Here is a 24,050-nt window from a genome sequence, read left to right as displayed (position 1 = left end):
ACCCATCCCCCAAGTCTCCCGCACCCACCTCAAGCGCCCCCCAACCACATTCGACGCGCCGTCATGATCGATCGGCACTCAACGTCGTACGGCGGTCGCACCTTGGGCACCGTTCACCCGTGAACCGCCGGTGTGGATGGTCGACCCGTGCTCAATGTGGTGCGCGATCGACTTTGGGCACCCCTCAACCGCATTCGTCGCGCCGGCATGCTCGATCGGTGCTCAACGTCGTACGGCGTTCGCGCTTTGAGCACCGTTCAGCCATGTTTGCCCGGCGCGGATGGTCGAGCCGTGCTCAAGGTGGGCGACAGCCCGCATGAACCTCAGCCACCAGGCGAAGCGCCGCAGCGAGCGCCAGCCACGGGGCGAGCGGAGAGGCGAGCTCAGCCACGGGGTGAGCCGGGGAGGCGAGCTCAGCCACGGGAGCAGGCAGACAGCAACCCCCAGCCACCGCCGGAAAGCAGACCACCAACCCCAGCCACCGCCGGGAAGCGGACGGCGGGCCCGAGCCGGGGCGGCCGAGCGGAGCGAGGTTGGGGGTGCGGGTGGCGAAGCCCCCGCCGCGAGCGAAGCGAGCCATGACATGACGAGAGCGAGGGCGCCTGCGCGTTTCGCAGGCACACCTCGCCCCTCGATCGAGAGCGGGTGACGAGAATCGAACTCGCGTAGTCAGTTTGGAAGACTGGGGCTCTACCATTGAGCTACACCCGCGTGCGCCCATCGGAATGGGTGCGTCGGACATGATTCCACATCACCCGGTCGAGGCTCAAACCGGTTCCGGGGGTGGGGTGGTGGCGCGAGCACCCCTTTGGGTCGACTAGACTCGTGCGGTCACTGCGGGGCGTAGCGTAGTGGCTAGCGCGCCTGCTTTGGGAGCAGGAGACCGCAGGTTCGAGTCCTGTCGCCCCGACTATTTCCATGAAGCACCGTGGAAACCCCCTGCAGCACCGCTGTGGTGCGGGCTGTTCGCCGCGCCGGTTATGTCATCAGATCAAGGAGAACCGCCACCGTGAAGAGCACCGTCGAGTCCTTGAGCCCGACGAAGGTCAAGCTCATCGTCGAGGTGCCGTTCGAGGAGCTCAAGCCGAGCCTCGACGCGGCGTACCAGAGCATCGCCTCGCAGATCCAGGTTCCTGGGTTCCGCAAGGGGAAGATTCCGCCGCAGGTGATCGACCAGCGGGTCGGCCGGGGTCCGGTTCTCGAAGAGGCCATCAACGACGCGCTGCCGAAGCTGTACTCGCAGGCGGTCCAGGACAACCAGGTGAAGGCGATCGGCCGGCCTGAGGTGGACGTCACCGAGTTCAACGACAAGGAGAGCCTGCAGTTCTCCGCCGAGGTCGAGGTGCGCCCGGAGATCACGCTGCCGGACCTGGAGGGTCTGGAGGCCGAGGTCGAGGACATCGCGATCGCCGACTCCGAGGTCGAGGAGCAGATCGAGGCGCTGCGGCAGCGGTTCGGTTCGCTGAACCCGGTCGAGCGTGCGGTGGCCGACAAGGACTACATCACCATCGACCTGTCGGCCAGCAAGGACGGCGAGAAGGTCGAGGAGGCCCAGGCCACCGGCCTGTCGTACCAGGTCGGCAGCGGTCAGCTGCTGGACGGTCTGGACGAGGCGGTCACCGGGCTGAGCGCGGGCGAGAGCAACACCTTCGTCACGCAGCTCGTGGGTGGCTCGCTCAAGGGTGACGACGTCGACGTCGAGGTGACGGTGACCGCGGTCAAGGAGCAGGAGCTCCCGGCCTTCGACGACGAGTTCGCGCAGACAGCGTCGGAGTTCGACACCGCCGAGGAGCTGAAGGCCGACGTACAGGCCCGGCTGGAGCGCGGCAAGCGGCTCGAGCAGGCCGGCGAGGCCCGCGACGCGGTGCTCGAGAAGATCCTGACCCTGGTCGACGTGCCGGTGCCGGACGGTCTGCTGACCGACGAGCTGGCCGCCCGCAAGGAGAACCTGGAGCAGCAGCTCGGGTACTCCGGGATGTCGTTCGAGCAGTTCCTGGAGGGCGAGGAGCAGACCCAGGAAGAGTTCGACGAGGACCTGAAGAAGCGTTCCGAGGACGCGATCAAGGCGCAGTTCGTGCTCGACCTGGTGGCCGAGCAGCAGGAGCTGAGCGTCAACGACCAGGAGCTCAGCGAGCACATCGTCCGGCACGCGCAGCGTTCCGGCGTCAGCCCGGACCAGTTCGCCCAGCACGCGGTGGAGAACAACCTGGTCCCGAGCCTGGTCTCCGAGGTCGTCCGCGGCAAGGCGCTGGCCCACCTGGTGGAGCACGCCAAGGTCAGCGACGCCTCCGGCAACGTGATCGAGCTGAAGACCCTGCAGCCGGACGGCACCTACGCCGACCCGGAGGCTGAGGTCGCCGAGGCACCGGCCGAAGAGCCCGCAAAAGCCTGATCTGTACGGCGAACGGCCCGGACCCCGCCAAGGGGCTCCGGGCCGTTTCGCGTTGACAGCGCGTTGAAAGCGGCGGCCGTTACGGTCAAGCCATGACCTCCACCCGTCCCTTCGGGAGGTCCGCCCGGGTGCTGGCTGTCGTCGTACTGGCAGCACTCGCCGTAGGCGGCCCTGTGCCCGAGCAAGCCCAAGCAGCCTGTACGGCGGCCGCCGTGGCACCCGCCGAGGCCGAAACAGCCGGCCGCATCGACCTGTTCGCCCGTGGCACCGACAACGCGCTGTGGCAGCGCTACTGGGATCTCGGCAACCCGTGGACCTGCTGGCAGACCCTCCGCGGCGATCTGGCCTCAGCGCCGGCTGCTGCGTCCCACGACGACCAGGTCGTCCACCTGAGCGCTCTAGGACCAGACGGCCGCATCAAGGACCGCGCCTACGTCAACAACCAGATGCTGCTCGGTGGCTGGAGCATGTGGGGCGATCTGGGGACTGAAACCTTCGCATCGGCCCCAGCCGCAGCCTCCTGGGGCACTGGCCACTACGAGGTCTTCGCACTCGACCAGAACAAGCACCTCAAGCACAACTGGTACCGGTTCTCCGAGCAGCGCTGGAGTGGTTGGTACGGCTGGCCGAACGACACCATGGAGCTACAGGGCGCCCCAGCTGCGGCCGCCTACGCCAAGGACAGGCTGCACGTCTTCGCCCGTGGCCTCGACAACCGCATGTACCAGCGCTTCCTCACCGCACCCGGCGTCTGGAGCGGCTGGGTCCCGATGGGCGACAAGGAGTTCACCTCCTCACCAGGCGCGGTCTCCTGGGGCCCGACGCACCTGGAGGTCTTCGCACTCGGTGCCGACAGCAAGGTCTGGCACAGCTGGTTCGACTTCACAGCCAAGGCCTGGACGACCTGGTACGTGCTGGACGGCGCTCAGACCTTCAAAGAAGCCCCCGCAGCCGCCTCCTGGGCCCCCGGCCGGCTCAACCTGTTCGCGCTCGGCACGGACAACCGAATGTGGCAGCGGCACCTCACCGACCAGCCGGGCGTGTGGAGCGCCTGGGCGCCGATGGGGGACGAGCAGTTCACGTCAGGCCCGGCAGCGGCCTCTTGGACCAGGCAGGTGAACCAGTGACGACACGCAGGACGTTCCTGAAGCTCGGCGCGGCCTCCGTGGCGCTCCCCAGTCTGCTGACCACGGCACAAGCGCGCCAGGCCGCCGTACCGAGGCTGCTGGCCGACGATACGTATCCGATCGGCTTCTTCTGGCCGCCTCCGTCCAGCGAGACCACCCTCGCTCGCTACCAGCAGATCGCCGACGCAGGCTTCACCTTCGTCAACTCGGGCAACGACGTGCACGGCTGGGACAAGAGCCTGCCGATGATGCAGCGCTGCGCTGACGTCGGGCTGACCGCCCTGCCGTCCGACGACCGCATCACCCAGGCCACGGTCTGCCCGGGCTGGCAGGACGAGATCCGCCGTGTCCGCGACCAGTACGCCGCCGCGTCCCCAGCCTTCGGTGGATTCCGCCTGTACGACGAACCGGCGCCCCGCCTCTACCCGCGGCTGCGGATGATCGCCGACGTACTGGCTCAGGCAGGTCCGACCGACCTGACCCACGTCAACCTGGTCCCGTTCTACGACCCGAGGCAGGAGGCGGCGTACAAGGACTTCCTGAACCGGTACGTCGACCAGTTCGCGCCGACGTTCATCTCCTACGACCACTACCCCCTGCTGACCGACAACACCCTTCGACCGACGTACTTCCTCAATTGGGCGCTGATCCGGCAGGCGGGCCTGCAGGCTGGGCTCCCCACCTGGACGTACATCCAGACGCTGCTGCACGGAAACATGAAGTCGCCCACCCGGGAGGAACTGCGATGGCAGATCTCGATGAGCCTGGCCTACGGGTGCAAGGGCATCCAGTACTTCACCTACTGGCAGCCCGTCGGCAGGCCCGACTTCACCTTCGGCCCCGCACTGATCGATGCGCAGGGGCGTCCGACCGAGAAGTACGGCTGGTCCAAGACGATCAACACGACCTGGCTGCAACCGATCGGCCGGCAGCTGAAGCACCTGGTGAGCGAGTCGGTGGTGCATGCGAACGAGGATCCGCTGCCGCTGGGGGCGACCAGGTTCAGCGCTTCGACTCAGCTGCGCTCTGTTGCTGGTGATCCCGCCGTACTCGGCCAGTTCCGGACCGTGGCCGACGACGGCCGGCGCTGGCTCTTCGTGGCCAACCGCCGGTACGGCGCCGCCGCGAACATCACGATCACCGTGCAGGCGGCCGTCGGGGCGGTCGAGGAGTTCGTGCCGGCGACAGGTGTCTACCAGCCGGTGGCCCTGACCGCGGGGGCGTTCCGGCTCTCGGTGGAGGCCGGTTCGGGCCGGTTGTTCCGCCTCACGGGTGCGCCGTGAGCGAACACCTGTGGCCCAGCCTTAGGTCTGTCGCCGCCGCCCAGTAATGTCGGCTTCGTGAACGAGACATTTGCAGCCAGCCCCACCGCCGCGGGCGGCAATGGATCCGGCGGACACGACGACCACATCTACCAGCGCCTGCTGCAGAACCGGATCATCTTCCTGGGGTCCGAGGTTCGCGACGACAACGCGAACGCGATCTGCGCGCAGATGTTGCTCCTCAACGCCGAGGACCCCAACAAGGACATCTGGCTGTACATCAACTCGCCGGGTGGCTCGGTGGACTCCGGCATGGCGATCTACGACACCATGCAGTGGATCTCCAACGACGTCGCCACGGTGGGGATGGGCCTGGCGGCCTCGATGGGCCAGTTCCTGCTCTGCGCCGGCGCGAAGAACAAGCGCTACGCGCTCCCGCACGCCCGGATCATGATGCACCAGCCCTCCGGCGGTATGGGTGGTACGGCGTCCGACATCAAGATCCAGGCCGAGCAGTCGCTGCACCTGAAGGCGCTGCTGTTCAAGCTGATCTCCGAGCACACCGGCCAGCCGCTCGAGCAGGTCGAGAACGACGCGGACCGCGACCGCTGGTTCACGGCCGACAAGGCCAAGGAGTACGGCTTCATCGACCACGTGGTCAACAGCGCCGCTCAGCTCAGCTCCGGCAGCCCGAACTCCTGATCTGCTCTCCCACCGACAGAGGACGCACACCATGAACTACTTCATCCCGCAGTGGGAGGAGCGCACGTCGTACGGCATGCGCCGCATCGATCCCTACACCAAGCTGTTCGAGGACCGGATCATCTTCCTCGGCACGCCGATCACGGACGAGATCGCGAACGCCGTGATGGCGCAGCTGCTCTGCCTGCAGTCGATGGACTCCGACCGCGACATCAGCATCTACATCAACTCGCCCGGTGGCTCGTTCACCGCGCTGACCGCGATCTACGACACCGTGCGCTACATCAAGCCGGACGTCCAGACCGTGTGCCTGGGCCAGGCCGCCTCGGCCGCCGCCGTGCTGCTCGCCGCCGGTACGCCGGGTAAGCGGCTGGCGCTCCCGAACAGCCGGATCATCATTCACCAGCCGGCCACCGAGGGCACCTACGGGCAGTCCAGCGACATCGAGATCCAGGCGAACGAGATCCTCCGGCTGCGCGCGCTGCTGGAGAAGATGATCGCCGACGCCAGCGGCAAGTCGCACGAAGAGGTCTCCCGCGACATCGAGCGGGACAAGTTCCTGACCGCCGAGCAGGCGATCGAGTACGGCCTGATCGACGACGTGCTGCAGACCCTGAAGCCGGTTCCGGCCGGAGTCTGACGCTTTGCGGCGGTGAGCCCCGGCCCGGGGCTCACCGCTCACTCCCTGACTCGGCGGCCGCTGTCAAGGCCCCGTCGCGTTCGCCACCGGCGTAGACACAACCCGGTACAGAGCGCGGTGTTTCGGCTCCTGACGGGGTACCGTCGAAACAGGTTCGGGGGTACCTGTTCGACTGCTCAGAGAAGGGATCTGTCCCGGTGGCACGCATAGGTGACGGCGGCGACCTGCTCAAATGCTCGTTCTGCGGTAAGAGCCAGAAGCAGGTCAAGAAGCTCATCGCCGGTCCCGGCGTCTACATCTGCGACGAGTGCATCGATCTCTGCAACGAGATCATCGAGGAAGAGCTGAACGAGGGCTCCGAGGTCGGACTCACCGAGCTGCCGAAGCCGCGGGAGATCTACGACTTCCTCAATGCCTACGTCGTCGGACAGGACGTGGCGAAGAAGGCGCTCGCGGTGGCGGTGTACAACCACTACAAGCGGGTCCGCGACGGTCAGGGCGCCTCCAGCGCCGGCCGGCACGCGAAGGACGAGGCCGTCGAGCTGGCCAAGTCGAACATTCTGCTGATCGGCCCGACCGGTTGCGGCAAGACCTACCTCGCGCAGACCCTGGCCCGGATGCTGAACGTCCCGTTCGCGATCGCGGACGCGACGGCGCTGACCGAGGCCGGCTACGTCGGCGAGGACGTCGAGAACATCCTGCTGAAGCTGATCCAGGCGGCCGACTACGACGTCAAGAAGGCCGAGACCGGGATCATCTACATCGACGAGGTCGACAAGATCGCCCGCAAGAGCGAGAACCCGTCGATCACCCGCGATGTCTCCGGTGAGGGGGTCCAGCAGGCGCTGCTGAAGATCCTCGAGGGGACCACGGCCAGCGTCCCGCCGCAGGGCGGCCGCAAGCACCCGCACCAGGAGTTCATCCAGATCGACACCACCAACGTGCTGTTCATCGTCGGCGGAGCGTTCGCCGGTCTGGACCACATGGTGGAGCAGCGGGTCGGTAAGAAGACGCTCGGGTTCAACGCCTCCCGCGAGACGGAGAAGCCGCGCGAGGTCGGTGGATACGCCGATGTGATGCCGGAGGACCTGCTGAAGTTCGGGCTGATCCCCGAGTTCATCGGCCGCCTCCCGGTCATCACCACGGTCTCCCCGCTGGACCGGGACGCGCTGATCAAGATCCTGTCCGAGCCGAAGAACGCGCTGGTCAAGCAGTACCGGCGGCTCTTCGAGATCGACAACGTCGAGCTGGAGTTCACCGACGACGCGGTCGACGCGATCGCGGACCAGGCGCTGCTGCGCGGCACCGGTGCCCGTGGTCTGCGGGCCATCATGGAGGAGGTGCTCCTCAACGTGATGTACGAGGTGCCCAGCCGTGAGGACGTCGCGAAGGTCGTCGTCAACCGCGGTGTCGTGCTGGAGAACGTGAACCCCACGCTGATCCCGCGCGACCAGGTCGAGCGCAAGCGCGAGCGCCGGGACAAGACCGCGTAGCTATGTAGCTATCACTCGCACGAGGGAGGCCGGGTCCGCCGTACGGCGGGTGCCCGGCCTCCTTCTCGTGGTGGACGCGACCGGAGTTCGGCGCTCCCTACTGTCTCCTGTCATGAGGCAACGAAGAATCGTTCGAAGTCTGACAATCGCCGCCACCGCGTTCGCCCTGGTCGTACCGGTGACCGCATCCGCTGCCGCACCACAAGCAGGCAAGGCCGGTACGCCGAAACTCGCCGTACCGAAGATCAGTTGGGGTACCTGTGGTCCCGCGCCGGAGCTGAAGCCGTTCCAGTGCGCCTCGGTCGAGGTGCCGACTGACTACGACCGGCCGAACGGGCCGACGACCACGATCGCGCTGACCCGGTTGCCCGCCAGCGACCCGGCCCGGAAGATCGGCTCCCTGTTCACGAACCCCGGCGGCCCGGGCGGCCCCGGCGTACCGTTCATTCAGCAGATCGCGCAGGTCCTCTACTCGCCGGCGCTGCGGGCGCAGTTCGACATCATCGGCTTCGACCCGCGCGGGGTCGGCAAGTCGGATCCGGCGACCTGCTACCCGACAGCGGCCGAGGAGCAGGCCGCCCTCGGCGCGATCAGTTCCTTCCCGGTGACGGCCAAGCAGGAGCGGGAGTTCATCGCCGCCGCGGCGAAGCTCGCGGTGAAGTGCCAGACCACGTCACCCGACCGCTTGGCGCACTACTCGACCGCCAATGTGGCCCGCGACATGGATCTGCTCCGGCAGGCCGTCGGCGACGAGAAGCTCTCGTACATCGGTTACTCGTACGGCACGTATCTCGGTGCCACCTACGCGAAGCTGTTCCCGAACAACGTCCGTGCACTCGCGTTGGACGGCACGCTGCTCCCGGAGTGGTACTCCGGCTCGAACGGCGAGCGGCAGCCGGTCGGAGTCCGGCTGCGGCAGGGCGAGGGCGCCTCGGACAGCTATCAGCAGTTCCTGGCCGAGTGCAAGAAGGCCGGTACGGCGTGCGCGCTGAACGCTCTCGGCGACCCGCGGACCGTGTCCGAGAACACGCTGGAACGGTTGAAGACGCACCCGGTCGAGCTGACGCTGCCAGACGGCTCGAAGTTCACCGTCGACTACGCCCAGGCCGTCATGTTCATGTTCCAGAACTTCTACTCGTCGTACTCCTATCCGGAGCTGGCCGAGACGATCGCGTTGCTGGCGACTCTGTCCAAGCCCACCGCAGCCCGGGCGAAGACCACCATCGCAAAGGCACCGAAGGCGCTGATCGAGTGGAACCAGCGCAAGGAGGAGTACGAGTCGGTCGGCAGCAGCCTGCAGCCTTGTATCGAGGCCAAGCAGACCGGTCGTCCGCTGGCCTACCCGGCGTACGCCGACGCTGCTGACGAGCGCGCGCCGCACTTCGGCCGGTTCCGGGCCTGGGTGGGGATCCAGTGCGAGTTCTTCGGGCTGAAGGACAGCGACGCGTTCCTCGGGCCGTGGAAGAACAAGGTCAAGGAGCCGGTGCTCGTGTTCGGGACCCGGCATGATCCGGCCACGCCGTACCAAGCGACCCGTCCGTACGCGAACCTGTGGCCGGACGCGCGGATGGTCACGATCGAGGGCTGGGGACACTCCACCAGCCTCGGCGGGAGCAAATGCGCCGACGAACTGCTGACGAAGTACCTGACCACGCTGGCGGCTCCGGCCGACGGCACCACCTGCCAGCAGGATCGCAAGCCGTTCGACCCGCTGCCGACGGGTAAGTCGGTGTCCAGTCTGATTCGGTGACCGAAAACTAGTGACAACCGGGAGCGTGACCAGGCAAACTGGGAGCGCTTCCGGTTTCCCAGGCCGGCCCCTTTCGCCCCGAAGGAGCAGTACATGCGATGGATCGTCCGCGGCCTCGTCACGGCCCTACTTGCGGTAGGCGTGGTCATTCCTGGTAGCGCTCCCACGGCGAGCGCTGCCACCGAGCTGATCACGAACGGCGCCTTCACGACCAACACGACGGGCTGGTGGGGGAACAACGTCCCGATCAGCCTGGACGCCGGGCAGCTCAAGGCCGCCGTACCCGGGGCCACCACGAACCCGTGGGACGCGCTGGTCGGCCAGAAGGTCCCCGCGTTCCCCATCCGTCAGGGTCACAAGTACATCCTGGCCTTCGACGCTCGCGCGTCGGCTGCCCGGACGGTCCAGACCACGGTGCAGCTCAACGCGGCGCCGTTCACCGGCACGCTCAACAAGTCGTTCGCGGTCACCACGACCAAGCAGCGGTTCGCGTTCGGCTTCACCGGTGGCTTCGAGACCACCCAGGCCGAGCTCACCTTCCAGCTCGGCGGCCTGGCCGGCGGCGCGTACACGTTCTGGCTGGACAACGTCTCGCTGATCGATCTGGCCGGCACGCCCGCGGGCAACCCGGTCTCGCAGACCAACGGGTTCTACGTCGACCCGAAGTCGAACCCCAAGGCGTGGGTCGACGCGAACCCCGGTACGACGGCGACCACCATCAACAATGCGCTGGCCAGTAAGCCGATGGCCCGCTGGTTCGGCGGCTGGGTCCCCAATCTTTCCGACGGGATCCAGCAGTACATCGCGCCGGCGACCGCGGCCGGCAAGTTGCCGGTGCTGGTCGCCTACAACATTCCGGGTCGGGACGCCTGCGGTGGCCACTCCAGTGGCGGTGCGGGCAACGTGGCGGCGTACAAGGAATGGATCCAGACGTTCGCCGCGGCGATCGGTACCCGCCCTGCCATCGTGGTGGTGGAGCCCGACTCGATCGGCGACGTCGGCTGCATCAAGACCGACCTGGAACGCACCTACCGGTACGAGATGCTGAACTTCGCGCTGCAGGCCTTCAAGGACTTCGCTCCGAACACCTGGACCTACGCCGATGCGACCAACAAGGGCTGGGGCTACGACATCAAGCTCCCCGACCTGGCCGACCGGCTGAACCAAGCCGGAGTGGCGAAGGCGCACGGCCTCGCGGCCAACGTGTCGAACTACTACCTCACCAGCGAGACGGTTGCCTTCGTCAACGACCTCAACACCCACCTGGCGACCCCGAAGCCGTTCATCATCGACACCAGCCGCAACGGCAACGGCCCGGGTAATGAGCCGGTCGACCCCTGGTGCAACCCACGCGGCCGCAAGCTCGGCTCGGTCGCGCAGCAAGGCGGCGGTGCGGAGATGCTGCTCTGGGTCAAGGTGCCCGGCGACTCCGACGGTGTCTGCAACGCGTCGACCGAGCCGGCCGGCAAGTTCGATCCCAACCTCGCGCTGATGCTGATCAACAGCTGATCGGCTGAGCTGACCCCGTCAGCGCGACGGGGTCAGGTCGTCCGGCCGCAGCGTGGCGACCAGTTCGCCGCGGCTGCGGACGCCGACCTTGGCGAACGCTGCCTTGAGGTGGTCCTGGATGGTGTGCGGCGAGATCGACAGCCGGTCGGCGATCTCGGCGGTCGTATGTCCAGAGATCACCTCAAGGCAGATCTCGCGTTCGCGCGTGGTCAGTCCGTACGCCGCCAGCAGCATGCCGACCAGATGCTGACCTGAGGCGGGCTCGATGGTGACGACGACCTCGGACTGGTCGTCGTCACTGATCAACCGGCTGCCCTGCAACAGGACCCAGCCGCCGGACGCGGTCTGAACGCGAGCCTGGAAGGTGCCGCTCTCGGCGACTCGCGTCCCGGTGACAACAGCCTGCAGCAGTACGGCGAATCGCCCCGGCGCGATCTGGTCGAGTTCGTCCTGCCAGGTCCGGGCGGCCGCGGTGACCGCACGCGGCTCGCCGTCCGGACCGGTGACGACGATCGACGGGCCGGCCCCGCCGCGGTACCCGTGCGCGTCGGTGCGGACCGCGACCCGGGTCGCTGCGCCGATCGCCGGTGCGACGGCTGCCAGGAACTCCAGCTCCCGATCGCTGAAGTCGGAGCCGGCCCGGACGAACCCGGCCGCACCCCAACAGTCGCCATCCACGACGAACGTCGTACGGACCTCCTGGTCGAGGCCGAGCGGCCGCCAGACCTCGTTCAGCCGGCGATGCCCGACCACCTCACGATGCGGTAGATCGGACAGCCTGGCCACGTCCTGCGCACGCCGGGCCAACTCCGCAAACGAGTTCGGTACGTCGCCGGCGTACTCGGTCTGGGCCAGCAACGGCTCGTATTCCGGTGGAATCCGGTCCCGGCCACCCGTCATCGAGCTGATCACGAGCGTGCCCGGGTCGATGGCGGCCCAGCAGGTGAGCTCGCTGGTGACGACCGCGGCGACGAGCTCGATCGCGGCGGAGTGCAGCGCCTCGACGCCCAGTCCGGACGTCGCGAGCGCCGCGATATCCCGGCGCGCGGACCGCGCCCGACCCTCCCACATGGGCCCAGTATGCGCCGCCGTACCGGGCCCGCCTATCCCCGAATTGTGGGGATCGAAGCCGTCGCTGGATCCCTCTTTCGCCGGGATGTCCGGTCGCGATCCCGCTTCCTACCGTCGCCGGTATGACAGTTCATCTGAGTTCAGCAGGAACCGGGCAGGAGTACGTCGCGCCGGACGCGACTGTGACGGTGAAGATCGGGGCGGAGCACACCGGCGCCGAGTACGAGTTGTTCGAGATCGACGCGCCGCGAGGGGCGGGCGGGCGGCCGGACGCCGAGCCGTGGAGCAAGGCGTACTACGTGCTGCAGGGCCGCATCCTGGTCCAGGCCGGCGACGACGGCTACGACCTCGGCCCGGGCGCCTCGATCAGCATCCCGGCCGGCACGGTGAACACCTTCTCGGTGCTCACTCCGGCCGCGAAGTTCCTCACCTTCCGCGTCACGGTGGGCCGGTCATGAGTACGGCGGTGCAGGTGCTGGCCGTGGTGATCGCCGCGATCCTGACCGTGGTGTTCGTGATGGAGTCGTTCCTGTACAAGCATCCACGGCTCTACCCGATGTTCCTGACCAGCCCCGAGCATTTCGGCGCGGTCCGGCTCTGGACGATCAACATGGGGTTCTACAACCTCACGACCGCGGTCGCGCTGGTGGCAGGCGTCGTACTGGCCGCGAACGGGCACGAGTCCGCCGGGCAGGCGCTGGTGGTGTTCACCGCGGCACAGCACACCTTCATGGCAGTCGTGCTGGTCGTCTCCGAACGACGCCTCTGGCTGAACTCACTGATGGAGGGCATCCCAGCGTTGGCACTGCTCATTTTGGCCGTGGGCTGAGCAGAACTGGACCAAAAGGTAGGAAAGTTACGGGGATTGCGCAAAGATGGCCAGCGCACCACGAACGCTCAAGGTTTCCCGGATGTCAGCGTCCACGTCACCCGTCCGGGAAACCCCCGCCCTGAGTACCCGTGAAGGTGAGGCCTCATGAGCCCAATCAGTCGCAGAACCCTTGTCCTCGGCGGACTCGCCGCGGCCGGGGTCACCGCCCTCCCGGTCCGCTCTGCCGTGATCGCAGCGACCGCAGCAGTCCCGTACCCGTTCCAGCTCGGTGTCGCCTCGGGCGACCCCGACTCGTCCAGCGTGGTCCTCTGGACCCGCCTGGCCCCCTCGCCGCTGAACTCCGACGGCCTCGGCGGCATGGGGACCGCAGACGTGACCGTCGACTGGCAGGTATCGACCACCGACACGTTCGCCACGCTGGTCGCCTCCGGCTCCGTCGTTGCGAAATCCGCCTCGGCCCACTCGGTCCACGTCATAGCCGGCGGACTCAACCCGGACTTCGACTACTTCTACCGTTTCCGCGCGCAGGGCCACCTCTCACCGGTCGGCCGCACCCGGACGGCTCCGGCGGCCGGTACCAACGGCCGCGACCTCGTGATGGCGTTCGCTTCCTGCGCCCACTACGAGGAGGGCTACTACACCGCCTACCGGCGGATGGCCGAGGACAACCCCGGTCTGATCCTCCACCTGGGCGACTACATCTACGAGTACGGCGCCACGGCCGGGCGACCGCGGTTGCACGCGGGGACCACGGAGATCGTGTCGCTGGCGGACTACCGCCGCCGGTACGCGCAGTACAAGAGTGACCTGGACCTGCAGGCTGCTCACGCGGCTGCGCCCTGGATCGTCGTACCGGATGACCATGAGGTCGAGAACAACCGAGCTGGGAACATCCGGGCGGACAGCACACCTGCTCTGACGGCTGCGCAGTGGACAGCTCGGCAGGCGGCGGCGTACCAGGCGTACTACGAGAACATGCCGCTGCGGCCGGCTCAGGTCAACGGTGGCGCTGCGATCCAGCTGTACCGGCGGCTGCAGTGGGGCAAGCTGGCGACGTTCCACATGCTCGACACGCGGCAGTACCGCAACGACCAGGCCTGTGGGGACGGGTGGAAGGTCTGCTCGGACGCTGACCTCGCCTCGCGCAGTCTGCCGGGTAACGCTCAGGAGACCTGGCTGCTGAACGGTCTGGCCGAGCACACCGGCACGTGGGACATCATCGGCCAGCAGGTGTTCTTCGCCCGCCGGTTCAACGCGACTGGTGCCAGTATGGACTCGTGGGACGGCTACCGCGCCTCGCGGGCCCGGATCCAGCAGGGCTGGCTGGACCGCGGTACGCGCAACCCCGTCGTACTGACCGGTGACGTGCACCGCGCATGGGCCAGTGATCTCAAGCAGGACTACGCGAACGCCAACTCGGCCACGATCGGCAGTGAGCTCGTCTGCACGTCGGTGACGTCCGGCGGTGACGGAGACGGGGCTACGACGATTCCTGATGTCGGGACGAACCCCTGGCTGAAGTACTTCAACAACCGACGCGGATACATCCGTACGACGATCAGCCCGACCCAGATGCGGGCCGACTTCCGCGCTGTGGCCAAGGTGTCTGAGCACGGCGCGCCGGCGACGACGGTGAAGTCGTTCGTCATCCAAGAGGGCCAGCCCGGATTGCAGGCGGTGTGACCATGCTGAAGCGAACACTGGCTATCGCAGGCGTTGCTGTCACTGCGCTAGGGCTGATGGCACCGACGGCGTCCGCGCACATCGCAGCACCGGTGTGGGTCGCTGCGAACAGCGTTTCCACCGGCGATCAGGATGCGCCGTCCGTCGCGATCAACCGGAGCGGGTACGTCGCTGTGGTCTGGGAGGACGACCGCGACACCGACAACGCCACCGACAACGTGCACAGCGACATCTGGCTGCGGCTGTTCCGCAACGGGACCGCTGTCTACGAGAAGAAGCTGTCCGCCGGTGGTGACTCCGGTGTGACGAACTGGCGGCACCTGAATCCGGACGTCGACCTGGACGAGGACGGCAACGCAGTAGTGGTCTGGCAGGACGACCCGGACGGCAACGGCTTCTACAACATCCCCTACCGGGTTGTGAACACCGCTGGCACCGTGACCGCGTCGGGTCGCGCCAACACCAGCTCGGACGGCCAGCAGATCAACCCCCGTGTGGCTGTGGACCCAGATGGTGCACCCGTTGGAGGCGCTGTCGCGTTCACTGCAGTCTGGGAAGACATCCAGACCGGTACGCCGGCCACGGCCAAGGCGGCCGGGTACACCGGGCCGACCACTCGGGCCTGGGAGGTCACCGCCTCTCAGACCACAGGTCAGCACCACAACCCGGACGTGGCCGTCTCAGCATCAGGTGACGCGGTAGTGGTGTGGGACGAGGACGGTGACGCGAACGCGGCGTACAACGTCGGTCTGGTCCGGCTGGCGCGGACGAACGGCGCAGTGAACCTCTCGCGCCGCACCGCCAACTCTCTCGGCGACGGCCAGCAGACGCGCGCATCGGTAGCAGCGAACTTCAACGGTGACTTCGCAGTCGCCTGGGAGTCCGACCACACCGGTACGGCGGGCGCCTGGACCCGCACGTTCGGCGCCAACGGCACGGCCCGCTTCACCGAGGTACAGGTTGCTGCCGGTGGCAAGGCTCCCTCGGTCGGCATCGACGACGCCCAGCAGACAGTGGTCGGCTGGACCACCCAAGCCACCGACCTGGACGTCTGGGTCCGCGGCTTCACCGCAGCCGGCACCGACACCGGCCGGCTCTCCGCCCAGCAACTCAGCTCAGTCCCGGCTGGTCGCCAGGAGCAGATGGCAGTCGGAGTCTCGCCGTACGCCGAAGTAGCCGTCGCCTACACCGACGACAACGACGGCAACACCTACGACCAGGTCTACCTGGGCACCTCAATCTCCAACAACAGCTGGTGAAACGACCGGCCGGTTCGGGCTAGTGCCTGAACCGGCCGGGCGTGTTGCGCGATCGTGCAGGATGCCTTTGGTGCGCTGTGCGGCGAGGTGATGATGGATGGGTGCCCACCGCGAAGGCAGTTGACTACTTCGACCTGTTGCGACGCCCGTACGACGAGTTCGTGGCGATGTACCGGCGGCGTGGCGAGGTGGTGAAGACGCGGCTCGGGCCGATCCACTTCACGTACCTGCTCGGGGCCGAGGCCAATCGGTTCGTGTTCGCCAACTCGGATCTGTTCCGCTGGCGTGAGGCGTTCGAGTTCCTGGTTCCGATCACCGGCGAGACGGCGCTCATCACGAGTGACGGCGAACCACACAAGCGCAGACGGCGGCTGGTGCAGCCCGCGTTCCATCATCGGCAGATCGCCGGGTACGTCGACACGTTCCGGCGCAATGCGGATCGCGTCATCGACGGTTGGCAGCCTGGGACCGTGGTGGACGCGTACGCCGAGTTCCGGCGGGCCATCCGGCGGAGCACGATCGAGCTGCTGTTCGGGGAACGGCTGGCCGCGGACGAGCAGCGGCTGGGGGATCAGCTGCAGCTCGTGCTGGATCTGCTCGACATGCTGCCGTTCGAGCGGCTGCTGCAGGAGCGCCTCGGTCTACCGAAGTGGCGGCGGGCCCTGGCAGCCAAGGCTGAAGTCGACGCCCGGGTGTACGACGAGATCGTGTACCGGCGGGCGCATCCGGATGAGGCTGGGACGGATGTGCTGTCGTCGTTGGTGGAGGCGGTCGACGAGGACGGGGACCGGCTGTCCGACGAGGAGATCCGGGATCAGGTGATCAGCCTGATCTCGGCCGGCTACGAGACCACGAGCGCGGCGATGGGCTGGCTGATCCACGAGCTGGTCAACGCCCCGAAACACTGGCAGCGTGCGGCCGGAGCGCCGTACGAGGACCCTTTGATCGCGAACCTGGTGTCCGAAGCGCTCCGGTTGCACCCGCCGGCCGTGTTGTCGGCGCGGTATGTCGCGACCGAGTTCGAGTACGCCGGGGAGCGGATCCCGGTCGGTGCCCAGCTCATCATCAGCCCGTTCGTCACGCATCGGCTGGCCGAGATCTGGCCGGAGCCGAAGCGGTTCGACCCGGATCGGTGGGATCCGGAGCGGCCGGGCTACCACAAGCCGACGCCGGCCGAGTTCCTGCCGTTCGCCGCGGGGCCGCACCGGTGCATCGGTGCGACCTTCGCGACCGTTGAGCTGCAGGTCGTGCTCAGCCGCCTGCTCGAGCGCGTCTCGCTGAGCCCAGTGCCACAACGGATCGAGCCCATCGGCTACGGCGCTATGCGCCCCCGCTACGGAGTCCAGGTCCGCATCGACGAGGTGCGGTGATCAGGCGGCCTCGTCTTCCTCGACTGTGCCGGGGAGTGCGGGGCCGCGGGGTGGGATGGCGGTGGCGGCTGCGGGGTCGATGGTGTGCACGGAGCCGTTGGCGGCGGAATGGGCGATGGCGAGCATTGAGGCGAGGGCATCCGAGATCTGGCGCTGTTCGCGTCCGGGGATGTCGCTGAGCTCGACCAGGACGCTGCCGCTGCCCAGGAGGCCGTAGCCGTTGCGGGCGATGCCTTGGTAGTCGCCGCCCGGGTACTGCGACACGTTGCCACCGGCGCTGTTGATCGATCGCTGCACCACGACCGCGATTTGCTTGGCGAAGTTGACGTCCGCGGGTTTCACGCCGGCGTGCGTCGGCCACATCGTGGAGGCGGTGATTTCCTTGCCAGAGGCATCTTTGTAGCGGCCCTGCATGTGGTAGTCGACCATGATGTCCGGCTGGAACGCGGCGAACCGGCGCTGGATCAGCCCGGCCTCGGTCGCCGGGTTGTCGGCCGACGCGACCGCCGGGTCGTGGTACCGGTTGATGTCGTAGCCCTTGCCGGCTTCGCCGTACTCAGGCTTGGCGGTCGGGTCGTAGTTGTAGCGCCAGTTGCGTTCGTGACCGTCCGGGTTCGCGCGGACCACGATGTCGACAGTCACCTGCGACAGCAGCTTCCGCTGCCAAGCGCTGTTGCCGACACCGACCCTCCGAAGGAATTCCAGTGCGGCCGGAGTACCGAGCGGTTCGTCACCGTGCTGCTGAGTGACGTACTGAATCTTCAGCTTGCCGTGACCGACCCGCGCCCCCCACACCGGCCGGTTCTCATTGCTCCGGCCGATCGAGGTGACGCGGACCTTGCCATGGCTCTGAACAGCAAGTTTGTGCAGCTGTACGGCGAGCTTCGCGGTCGACGGGCGTGGATCGATCGGCGCCGTGGCGACGGCCCGGGCGGTGGGTGCAACGAGAAGCCCGGCAGTGACGAGGGCGGACATCAGGACGATTCGCGGCTTGATCCTCATGCCCGTCGAGTATGCCAACAGGATTAGGTTTGGTCAGGTGGAGATTCGAGTGGCAACAGCAAGTGACGCCGAGCAGGTCGCGGCGCTGCATGCGGACAGCTGGCGGCGGCACTACCGAGGCGCGTACGCCGACGCGTTTCTGGACGGCGACGTCGAGGCTGACCGTCGTACGGTCTGGACGGAACGGCTCGCCGTACCAGCTCATACCGAGACGATCCTGGCCGTGGACTCCGGTCAGTTGATCGGGTTCGTGCATGTGATGCTCGATGCGGATCCGCGGTGGGGGAGTCTGGTGGACAACCTCCACGTGCGGACCGCGCGGCGTGGGTCCGGGATCGGCGGCCGCCTGTTGCGGCACGCGGCCACTGCTGTCCACCAGCGGGCTGCGACGCGTGCGATGTACCTGTGGGTGCTTGAGCAGAACACCGCGGCGCAGGGGTTCTACCGCGCCCACGGAGGCGACGCCGTCGAGACCGCGCTGGTGCCACCGCCCGGCGGCGATCCGACCCGGCTCAACGGAAGCCCGGTCTGCCTGCGGATCGCCTGGGCGGACGTTGCGGTGCTGAGTTAGGCAGCCGCAGTTGCTAGGCTCGACAGGTTGGCACCGATCTGGAAGTGAGACGTACCTCAAAATGCTCGACCGCGCGGTCATCGATGGCCTGTTCCCTGCCGATCTCCCCGAGCCGGAGTTCTGGGAGGAGAAGTATCCGCAGCGTGAGCTGGCCGACGGTGCGAAGGTGACGCGGCTCGGTCCGTCGCCGACCGGGTTCATCCACATCGGCGGGATCTACGCCGGGATGATCGACCGGGACATCTCGACGAAGACCGGCGGCGTCTACCTGATCCGGATCGAGGACACCGACCAGTCGCGCGAGGTCGAGGGTGCGCTGGCGCAGTTCGACCGCGGGTTCGACTACTTCGGCATCACCTCCGACGAGGATGTCACCAAGGGCGCCTACGGCCCGTACATGCAGTCGCAGCGTGAGCAGATCTACCTGACCTACGTGCGGCACCTGCTCCGCCAGGGCAAGGCCTACCTGTGCTTCGCCACCAAGGAGGAGCTGACGGACATCACCGGTCGCCAGCAGGCGAACAAGGTCCCGACCGGGTACTACGGCAAGTGGGCGATCTGGCGTGACGCCGACGCCACCGACGTGACGGCCAAGCTGGCTGACGGGACGCCGTACGTCGTTCGTTTCCGTGCACCGGATGATGCCGATGGCCAGCGGACCCGGTTCACCGACGCGATCCGTGGTGAGCTCGAGCACGAGGCGAACCGGAACGACGCCGTGATCCTGAAGGCGTCCGACCAGTCGCCGCGGCTCCCGACGTACCACTTCGCACACGCTGTCGACGACCACCTGATGCGGGTGAACCTGATCATCCGCGGCGACGAGTGGATCTCCTCGGTGCCGTTGCACCTGCAGTTGTTCGCGGCGCTGGAGTTCGAGCCGATCCAGTACGCGCATATCGCGCCGCTGATGAAGCAGATCCCTGGCGGCAAGCGGAAGCTGTCCAAGCGCAAGGACCCCGAGGCCGGTGTCGACTTCTACATCGGCGCGGGCTTCCCGGCCGACGCGGTCCTGTACTACCTGCGCGGCCTGGCGAACGGCCGGCTGGCCGAGGTCCCGCTGGCCGAGGCGCTGGCCGCGCCGATCCAGCTCGACCAGTGCGGTGTCGCCGGTCCGCTCGTCGACCTCGTGAAGCTCGAGGACATCAGCGCTGACCACATCGCCACGCTCAGCGGTCAGCAGATCCTCGACGCGGTGCGCGTGTGGGCTCTCGAGTACGACGCCGAGCTCGTCCCGGTGCTGGACGCTGAGCCGGAGCTCGCGCTGCGCGCGCTCGCGGTCGAGCGCGACGGTGTCGAGAACCCGCGCAAGGACCTCCGCAAGTGGTCCGACTTCCGCGCGGCCTACGCCTTCTTCTTCCCTGCGTTGTTCGAGCTGGTGAGTGGCCCGTCAGACGAGCGCATCGCCGCCCTGGGGGTCGCCCCCGAGGTCGTCACCGCGTTCGCCCAGGACCTGGTCGCCAGCTACGAGCACCGCGACGACGCCTCGGAGTGGTTCAACCAGATCCGCGACCTCGCCGCCAAGCACGGCTTCGCCGCCAACGCCAAGGAATACAAGAAGGACGCGGACGCCTACCCCGGCTCCATCCGCGAGGCCTCACAGCTCGTCCGCGTCGCCATCACCGGCGCCACCAAGAGCCCCGACCTCCACGCCACCACCCAGGCCCTAGGCGCCGAAGAAACCCTCCGACGCCTCCAGGCCCTCGCCGGCTAACGAGGTACGCGGTTCCTAATTAGGTACGAAGGCCACGGCGTCTCCGACGGCGCGTTCGGCGCCACCTGTTCCGCTGGGGTGGTTGATGAGCGTGCCGTCGGCGCGGGCCATGGCGGTGGAGCCGCCGCCGTCGAGGTTGATGGAGTCGTGCAGGCCTAGTGCCTTCGCGACTGCGGCGGTCTCGTCCATCGTGGTACCGACGCTGGTGGTCTGACGGCCGTCGATGGTGGCGAGGATGATCTTGCCGTCGTGAGTGGTGCCGGCGATCGTGCGCGGGTTGCGGGCGAAGAAGCTGCCGGAACCCGCCGGTACGACGACCGCCCCGTTCGACGTGAGCTGGTAGCGACCGGTCACGCCGTACAAGCCCTTGTGGAGCTGGACTTTGCGGCCACGCTGGTCAGCAACCGCGAGCTGGCGGTCGACGCAACCGCGCTCGGTGAGTGCGAGCAGGGCGTTCGTGTCCTCGCCGGTTGCCTGTACGGCGAACTGGCTCTTGGTCAGCGTGGTTCCGCGGGCGGTTGCTGTCCGGACGACGCAGCCGCGCCGATCGAACACGACCTCGACACCAGCACCTGACGGCGTCGCCGCAGCGAACTCCGGCGTGAACAGCACGGTGTCGCTCGCCACCGGCGGGTGGTTGATGAACTCGAGCGGGAGCTGCTGGCCGGTCCAGCGGTTACGCAGCTGCCCGGTCCAGCTCAGGTGGCCGGTGAGCACCTTGTTGCTCTTGGCATCGATCAGCAGGTTCGCCTCGGCCGGGTCGGTCAGGGGTTCACTCAGCAGCTTGCCGTCGAAGATCCCCAGCCCGACCTGCTCACCGGGGTACGCCGGGTTCGCGGTGAACGTGAAGAACGACGCATTCACCCCCGCCACCGCACCGGCGGTCCGCACCAGGTCCGAGGTCTTCTCCACGCGCGCCAGATCAGCGCCGTACGTCGCCTGCAGCTGCCCGCGCGCCCGCCGCGGATCGATGGTCAGCACGTTCACCACCCACGGCCCGCGCGGCGTCGTGTTGATCTGATCAGCCGGCGCGGGTTCGGTCCCACGCACGATCCGAGTCAGCGTCACCCCCTTCGCCAAACTTTCGCTACTCCGCGTCTCAGTCAGATCGGCGTCCCCGATCGGCAGGCCACTCGCCGTAGTAGTCGTCTGTACGGCGGTTGCGGGGGCGACTGTCGTGAGGGTGGCTGCGATCGTCAGCAGGGTGGCGGCGGCGAGTCCGCGGCGGGAAGGAGTCATACCGGCCATCCTTCCCTGAATGGGTGGAATTTTACCGTTCATGCCGCTGACTCGTCAGCATCTACCAGGTTACGGGCGGGTGGGGTAGTAGACGATCGCGTCGCCGACGTACCGTTCCGCGCCGTTGGTGCCGCTCGGGTGGTTGATCAGCGTGCCGTCCGTCCGCGCCATCGTGGTCGATCCGCCGCCGTCCAGGTTGACCGACTCGTGGAGGCCCAGTGCGTTCGCGACTGCGGCGGTCTCGTCCATCGTGGTTCCGACGCTCGTGGTCTGCCGGCCGTCGATGGTGGCGAGCATGAGCTTCCCGTCGGCCGTGGTCCCGGCGATCGTGCGCGGGTTGCGGGCGAAGAAGCTGCCGGAGCCAGGCGGTACGACGATCGCGCCGCCCTGGGTGAGGCGGTAGCGCCCGACCACGCCGTACAGGCCGCGATGCAAGGTGATCGGCGTGCCCTGATCGTTGGTGAGCAGGTGGCTGCGGTCGACGCAACCGCCGTTCGCGGTCAGGGCCAGCAGCGCGTTCGTGTCCTTGCCGGTCGCCTGCAGGGCGAACTGGCTGACTGTGATCGTGCTGCCGCGCGTGGTCGACGTCCGGACCACGCACCCGAGTCGGTCGAAGACGATCTCGACGCCGTGTCCCGACGGGGTCTTGGCGGCGAAGTGTGGCGTGAACAGTACGACGTCGCCGGCGGTCGTGCACGTGGTCTGGTCGACGAGGTCGGCGCAGGCGGCCGGAACCACCGCTGGGTGGTTGACGAACTCGAGCGGCAGCGTCGCGGCGGTGTCGCGGTTCTTGATCTGGCCCGTCCAGCGCACCTTCTGCACGCTCATCTGGTTGCTGCGGGCATCCATCAGCAGGCTCATCTCGCTGATGCTGGTGGTCGGCTCACTGATCAGCTGACCGTCCGAAAGGGCAAGTCCCACCGGCTCGCCCGGGTACGTCGGGTTCGCGGTGAACGTGAAGAACGAGGCGTTCGTCCCGACGACCGCTCCGGCGGCCTTGACCAGTGCCGAGGTCTTTTCGGTCCGCGCCAGGTCCGGTCCGTACGACGTTTGCACGCGGCCCTGCGCGAGTGCCGGATCGATCGTCACCACGTTGACCACCCAGGGGCCGCGAGTCGTCGTACCGATCTCGTCGGGGTCGGCGGGCGTCGTACCGCGGACGATCTTGGTCAGCGTGACGCCGGGGGCGAGCGCGCTGTTTGTGCGCGTCTCGGTGAGGTCCGCGTCGCCGATCGGCAACCCACCGTCGACCCGTGGCGCGGGCGGGGGCGGGATGCTCGCCTTGCCCGGGGTGTAGCCCGGCGAGGCCGGGTCGGAGTTGTAGCCCGACGATCCGGGGTCGCCGCCCGGTGCGGCTGCGGCCGGTACGACGGTGATCGACAGGAGGGCCGCTACGACGACCCCTCGCTTCAGGAGTTGAGCAGGCATGGGCGGTACCTTCCCCCAGGGCGGAATCTTTCCGCAGTGATGCGCTGAGTCGTCAGCGATTACCAGAGTAAGGGTCCGGACACGAACGGTGAAGGTGTCCGGAGGATGATCTGCCCGAAGGGCTCTGGTTGTCTTCCGGATACGATCCGAAGGTTGCCGAGCCGTTGAGGAGTTGACCGCGGGTGTCCGCCGTCGTGGGTGCGTTCGTCGCGCTGGTGGCGGTGGCATTGCTCGGGTACGTCGTCGGTCTGGCCGGGGTGCTGCGCTCCGAGGACGAGCTCGTGCTGTCCCGGCTCGCGTTCTTCGTGGCGACACCGGCGCTGCTGTTCACCACGGTCGCCCGGGCCGACCTGCACTCGATCTTCTCCGTGGTGCTGGTGACGAACCTGGCCAGCCTGCTCGTCGTCCAGGTGGTCTTCCTGCTGGTCGCGGTGCTGCTCTGGCGGCGATCCCGTTCCGAGGCGACGGTCGGCGTACTCGCGGCGTCGTACGTGAACGCAGGCAATCTCGGCGTACCGATCGCGGCGTACGTGCTGGGTAACGGAGCGCTGGTCGCGCCGATCGTGCTGTTCCAGCTGCTGGTCTTCGCGCCGGTCGCGTTCGCGATCCTGGACAGCGATCGGCTGGGGAGCGGGCGTCGGGTCCAGCTGCGCACAGTGCTCACGCGTCCGCTCCGGAATCCGCTGACGGTGGCGTCCCTGCTCGGTCTGGTGGCGGCCGCCTTCGACGTACCGCTGCCGACTGTGTTGATGCGGCCGATCGACCTCCTGGCCGCGGCCGCGGTACCCGTCGCGCTGATCGCCTACGGCCTCAGCCTGAGCGCGGGTGCGAAGGACTCGATCACCCTGCAGCGAGACGTCGTACTGGCTGTGGTCCTGAAGACCGTCGCCCAACCCCTACTCGCGTACGCCGTAGCCCGCTGGCTGCTCGACCTCCACGGCACCGCCCTCCTCGCCCCCACCCTGCTGGCCGCCCTACCAACCGCCCAGAACGTCTACGTCTACGC

Annotated in this window: 20 protein-coding genes and 2 tRNA genes; 17 read left to right on the top strand and 5 right to left on the bottom strand. The window is 67.6% G+C overall.

Annotated features, from left to right (window positions below):
* Positions 1 to 640: 640 nt before the first annotated feature.
* Positions 641 to 711: transfer RNA gene (locus tag E1261_RS24610), tRNA-Gly, on the bottom strand.
* 126 nt (positions 712 to 837) lie between these two features.
* Between E1261_RS24610 and E1261_RS24605 the strand changes: the two genes are divergently transcribed.
* The 9 genes from E1261_RS24605 to E1261_RS24565 all read left to right on the top strand — a co-directional run bounded on the left by E1261_RS24605 (position 838) and on the right by E1261_RS24565 (position 10,875).
* Positions 838 to 910: transfer RNA gene (locus E1261_RS24605), tRNA-Pro, on the top strand.
* Between the two features lie 99 nt (positions 911 to 1,009).
* Complete coding sequence (gene tig, locus E1261_RS24600) at positions 1,010 to 2,392, top strand: trigger factor (protein ID WP_132410350.1); 1,383 nt, start codon at positions 1,010 to 1,012, stop codon at positions 2,390 to 2,392.
* A 92-nt stretch (positions 2,393 to 2,484) separates the two neighbouring features.
* Positions 2,485 to 3,519 (top strand): PLL family lectin, encoded by a 1,035-nt coding sequence (locus tag E1261_RS24595; protein WP_132410348.1) that lies wholly within the window; start codon positions 2,485 to 2,487, stop codon positions 3,517 to 3,519.
* Complete coding sequence (locus tag E1261_RS24590) at positions 3,516 to 4,802, top strand: hypothetical protein (protein ID WP_132410346.1); 1,287 nt, start codon at positions 3,516 to 3,518, stop codon at positions 4,800 to 4,802. The genes E1261_RS24595 and E1261_RS24590 overlap by 4 nt, the downstream gene beginning before the upstream one ends.
* Before the next feature lie 57 nt (positions 4,803 to 4,859).
* Positions 4,860 to 5,483, top strand: coding sequence for a ClpP family protease (locus E1261_RS24585; protein ID WP_132410344.1), 624 nt, complete (start codon positions 4,860 to 4,862; stop codon positions 5,481 to 5,483).
* 1 nt (position 5,484) lies between these two features.
* Positions 5,485 to 6,123, top strand: coding sequence for an ATP-dependent Clp protease proteolytic subunit (locus tag E1261_RS24580; protein ID WP_272948609.1), 639 nt, complete (start codon positions 5,485 to 5,487; stop codon positions 6,121 to 6,123).
* A gap of 197 nt (positions 6,124 to 6,320) precedes the next feature.
* Positions 6,321 to 7,616, top strand: a complete 1,296-nt coding sequence (clpX, locus tag E1261_RS24575) for an ATP-dependent Clp protease ATP-binding subunit ClpX (protein ID WP_132410340.1) — start codon at positions 6,321 to 6,323, stop codon at positions 7,614 to 7,616.
* Positions 7,617 to 7,728: 112 nt separating this feature from the next.
* Positions 7,729 to 9,366 (top strand): alpha/beta hydrolase, encoded by a 1,638-nt coding sequence (locus E1261_RS24570; protein WP_132410338.1) that lies wholly within the window; start codon positions 7,729 to 7,731, stop codon positions 9,364 to 9,366.
* Between the two features lie 93 nt (positions 9,367 to 9,459).
* A complete protein-coding gene (locus tag E1261_RS24565; RefSeq protein ID WP_132410336.1) occupies positions 9,460 to 10,875 on the top strand; it encodes a glycoside hydrolase family 6 protein in 1,416 nt (471 codons plus the stop codon).
* A gap of 18 nt (positions 10,876 to 10,893) precedes the next feature.
* Here E1261_RS24565 and E1261_RS24560 read toward each other — a convergent pair whose 3' ends face one another.
* Positions 10,894 to 11,946 (bottom strand): helix-turn-helix transcriptional regulator, encoded by a 1,053-nt coding sequence (locus E1261_RS24560; RefSeq protein ID WP_132410334.1) that lies wholly within the window; start codon positions 11,944 to 11,946, stop codon positions 10,894 to 10,896.
* Positions 11,947 to 12,068: 122 nt separating this feature from the next.
* Between E1261_RS24560 and E1261_RS24555 the strand changes: the two genes are divergently transcribed.
* The 5 genes from E1261_RS24555 to E1261_RS24535 all read left to right on the top strand — a co-directional run bounded on the left by E1261_RS24555 (position 12,069) and on the right by E1261_RS24535 (position 17,090).
* Complete coding sequence (locus tag E1261_RS24555; protein ID WP_132410332.1) at positions 12,069 to 12,404, top strand: cupin domain-containing protein; 336 nt, start codon at positions 12,069 to 12,071, stop codon at positions 12,402 to 12,404.
* On the top strand, positions 12,401 to 12,775 hold the full coding sequence (locus tag E1261_RS24550; protein ID WP_132410330.1) for a DUF1304 family protein: 375 nt from the start codon (positions 12,401 to 12,403) through the stop codon (positions 12,773 to 12,775). The genes E1261_RS24555 and E1261_RS24550 overlap by 4 nt, the downstream gene beginning before the upstream one ends.
* A gap of 147 nt (positions 12,776 to 12,922) precedes the next feature.
* Entirely contained in the window at positions 12,923 to 14,461 is a 1,539-nt protein-coding gene (locus tag E1261_RS24545; protein WP_132410328.1) for an alkaline phosphatase D family protein, read from the top strand.
* A 2-nt stretch (positions 14,462 to 14,463) separates the two neighbouring features.
* On the top strand, positions 14,464 to 15,720 hold the full coding sequence (locus E1261_RS24540) for a hypothetical protein (protein ID WP_202874999.1): 1,257 nt from the start codon (positions 14,464 to 14,466) through the stop codon (positions 15,718 to 15,720).
* 101 nt (positions 15,721 to 15,821) lie between these two features.
* Positions 15,822 to 17,090: a cytochrome P450 gene (locus E1261_RS24535; RefSeq protein WP_202874997.1), complete on the top strand. Its 1,269-nt coding sequence runs from the start codon at positions 15,822 to 15,824 to the stop codon at positions 17,088 to 17,090.
* Here the strand turns inward: E1261_RS24535 and E1261_RS24530 are convergent, their stop codons facing one another.
* Complete coding sequence (locus E1261_RS24530; protein ID WP_202874995.1) at positions 17,091 to 18,092, bottom strand: M14 family zinc carboxypeptidase; 1,002 nt, start codon at positions 18,090 to 18,092, stop codon at positions 17,091 to 17,093.
* A gap of 37 nt (positions 18,093 to 18,129) precedes the next feature.
* Here E1261_RS24530 and E1261_RS24525 point away from each other — a divergent pair, with 37 nt between their 5' ends.
* Together E1261_RS24525 and E1261_RS24520 are read left to right on the top strand one after the other, a co-directional pair.
* A complete protein-coding gene (locus tag E1261_RS24525) occupies positions 18,130 to 18,663 on the top strand; it encodes a GNAT family N-acetyltransferase (RefSeq protein ID WP_238176403.1) in 534 nt (177 codons plus the stop codon).
* A 61-nt stretch (positions 18,664 to 18,724) separates the two neighbouring features.
* On the top strand, positions 18,725 to 20,377 hold the full coding sequence (locus E1261_RS24520) for a glutamate--tRNA ligase (RefSeq protein WP_132410326.1): 1,653 nt from the start codon (positions 18,725 to 18,727) through the stop codon (positions 20,375 to 20,377).
* 15 nt (positions 20,378 to 20,392) lie between these two features.
* On the opposite strand, the gene E1261_RS24515 is transcribed toward E1261_RS24520, so the two are convergent.
* Complete coding sequence (locus tag E1261_RS24515; protein ID WP_132410324.1) at positions 20,393 to 21,616, bottom strand: phosphodiester glycosidase family protein; 1,224 nt, start codon at positions 21,614 to 21,616, stop codon at positions 20,393 to 20,395.
* A 69-nt stretch (positions 21,617 to 21,685) separates the two neighbouring features.
* Positions 21,686 to 23,044 (bottom strand): phosphodiester glycosidase family protein, encoded by a 1,359-nt coding sequence (locus E1261_RS24510; protein WP_132410322.1) that lies wholly within the window; start codon positions 23,042 to 23,044, stop codon positions 21,686 to 21,688.
* 182 nt (positions 23,045 to 23,226) lie between these two features.
* On the opposite strand from E1261_RS24510, the gene E1261_RS24505 reads away from it, so the two are divergent.
* On the top strand, positions 23,227 to 24,050 hold an 824-nt coding region (locus E1261_RS24505; RefSeq protein ID WP_132410320.1), incomplete at its 3' end, for an AEC family transporter.

The sequence above is a fragment of the Kribbella albertanoniae genome (assembly GCF_004348455.1).
In the GTDB taxonomy this organism is placed as follows: Bacteria; Actinomycetota; Actinomycetes; order Propionibacteriales; family Kribbellaceae; genus Kribbella; species Kribbella albertanoniae.
Note: the sequence above shows the minus strand (reverse complement) of the source record. Positions and strands in the feature narration are given on the sequence as shown.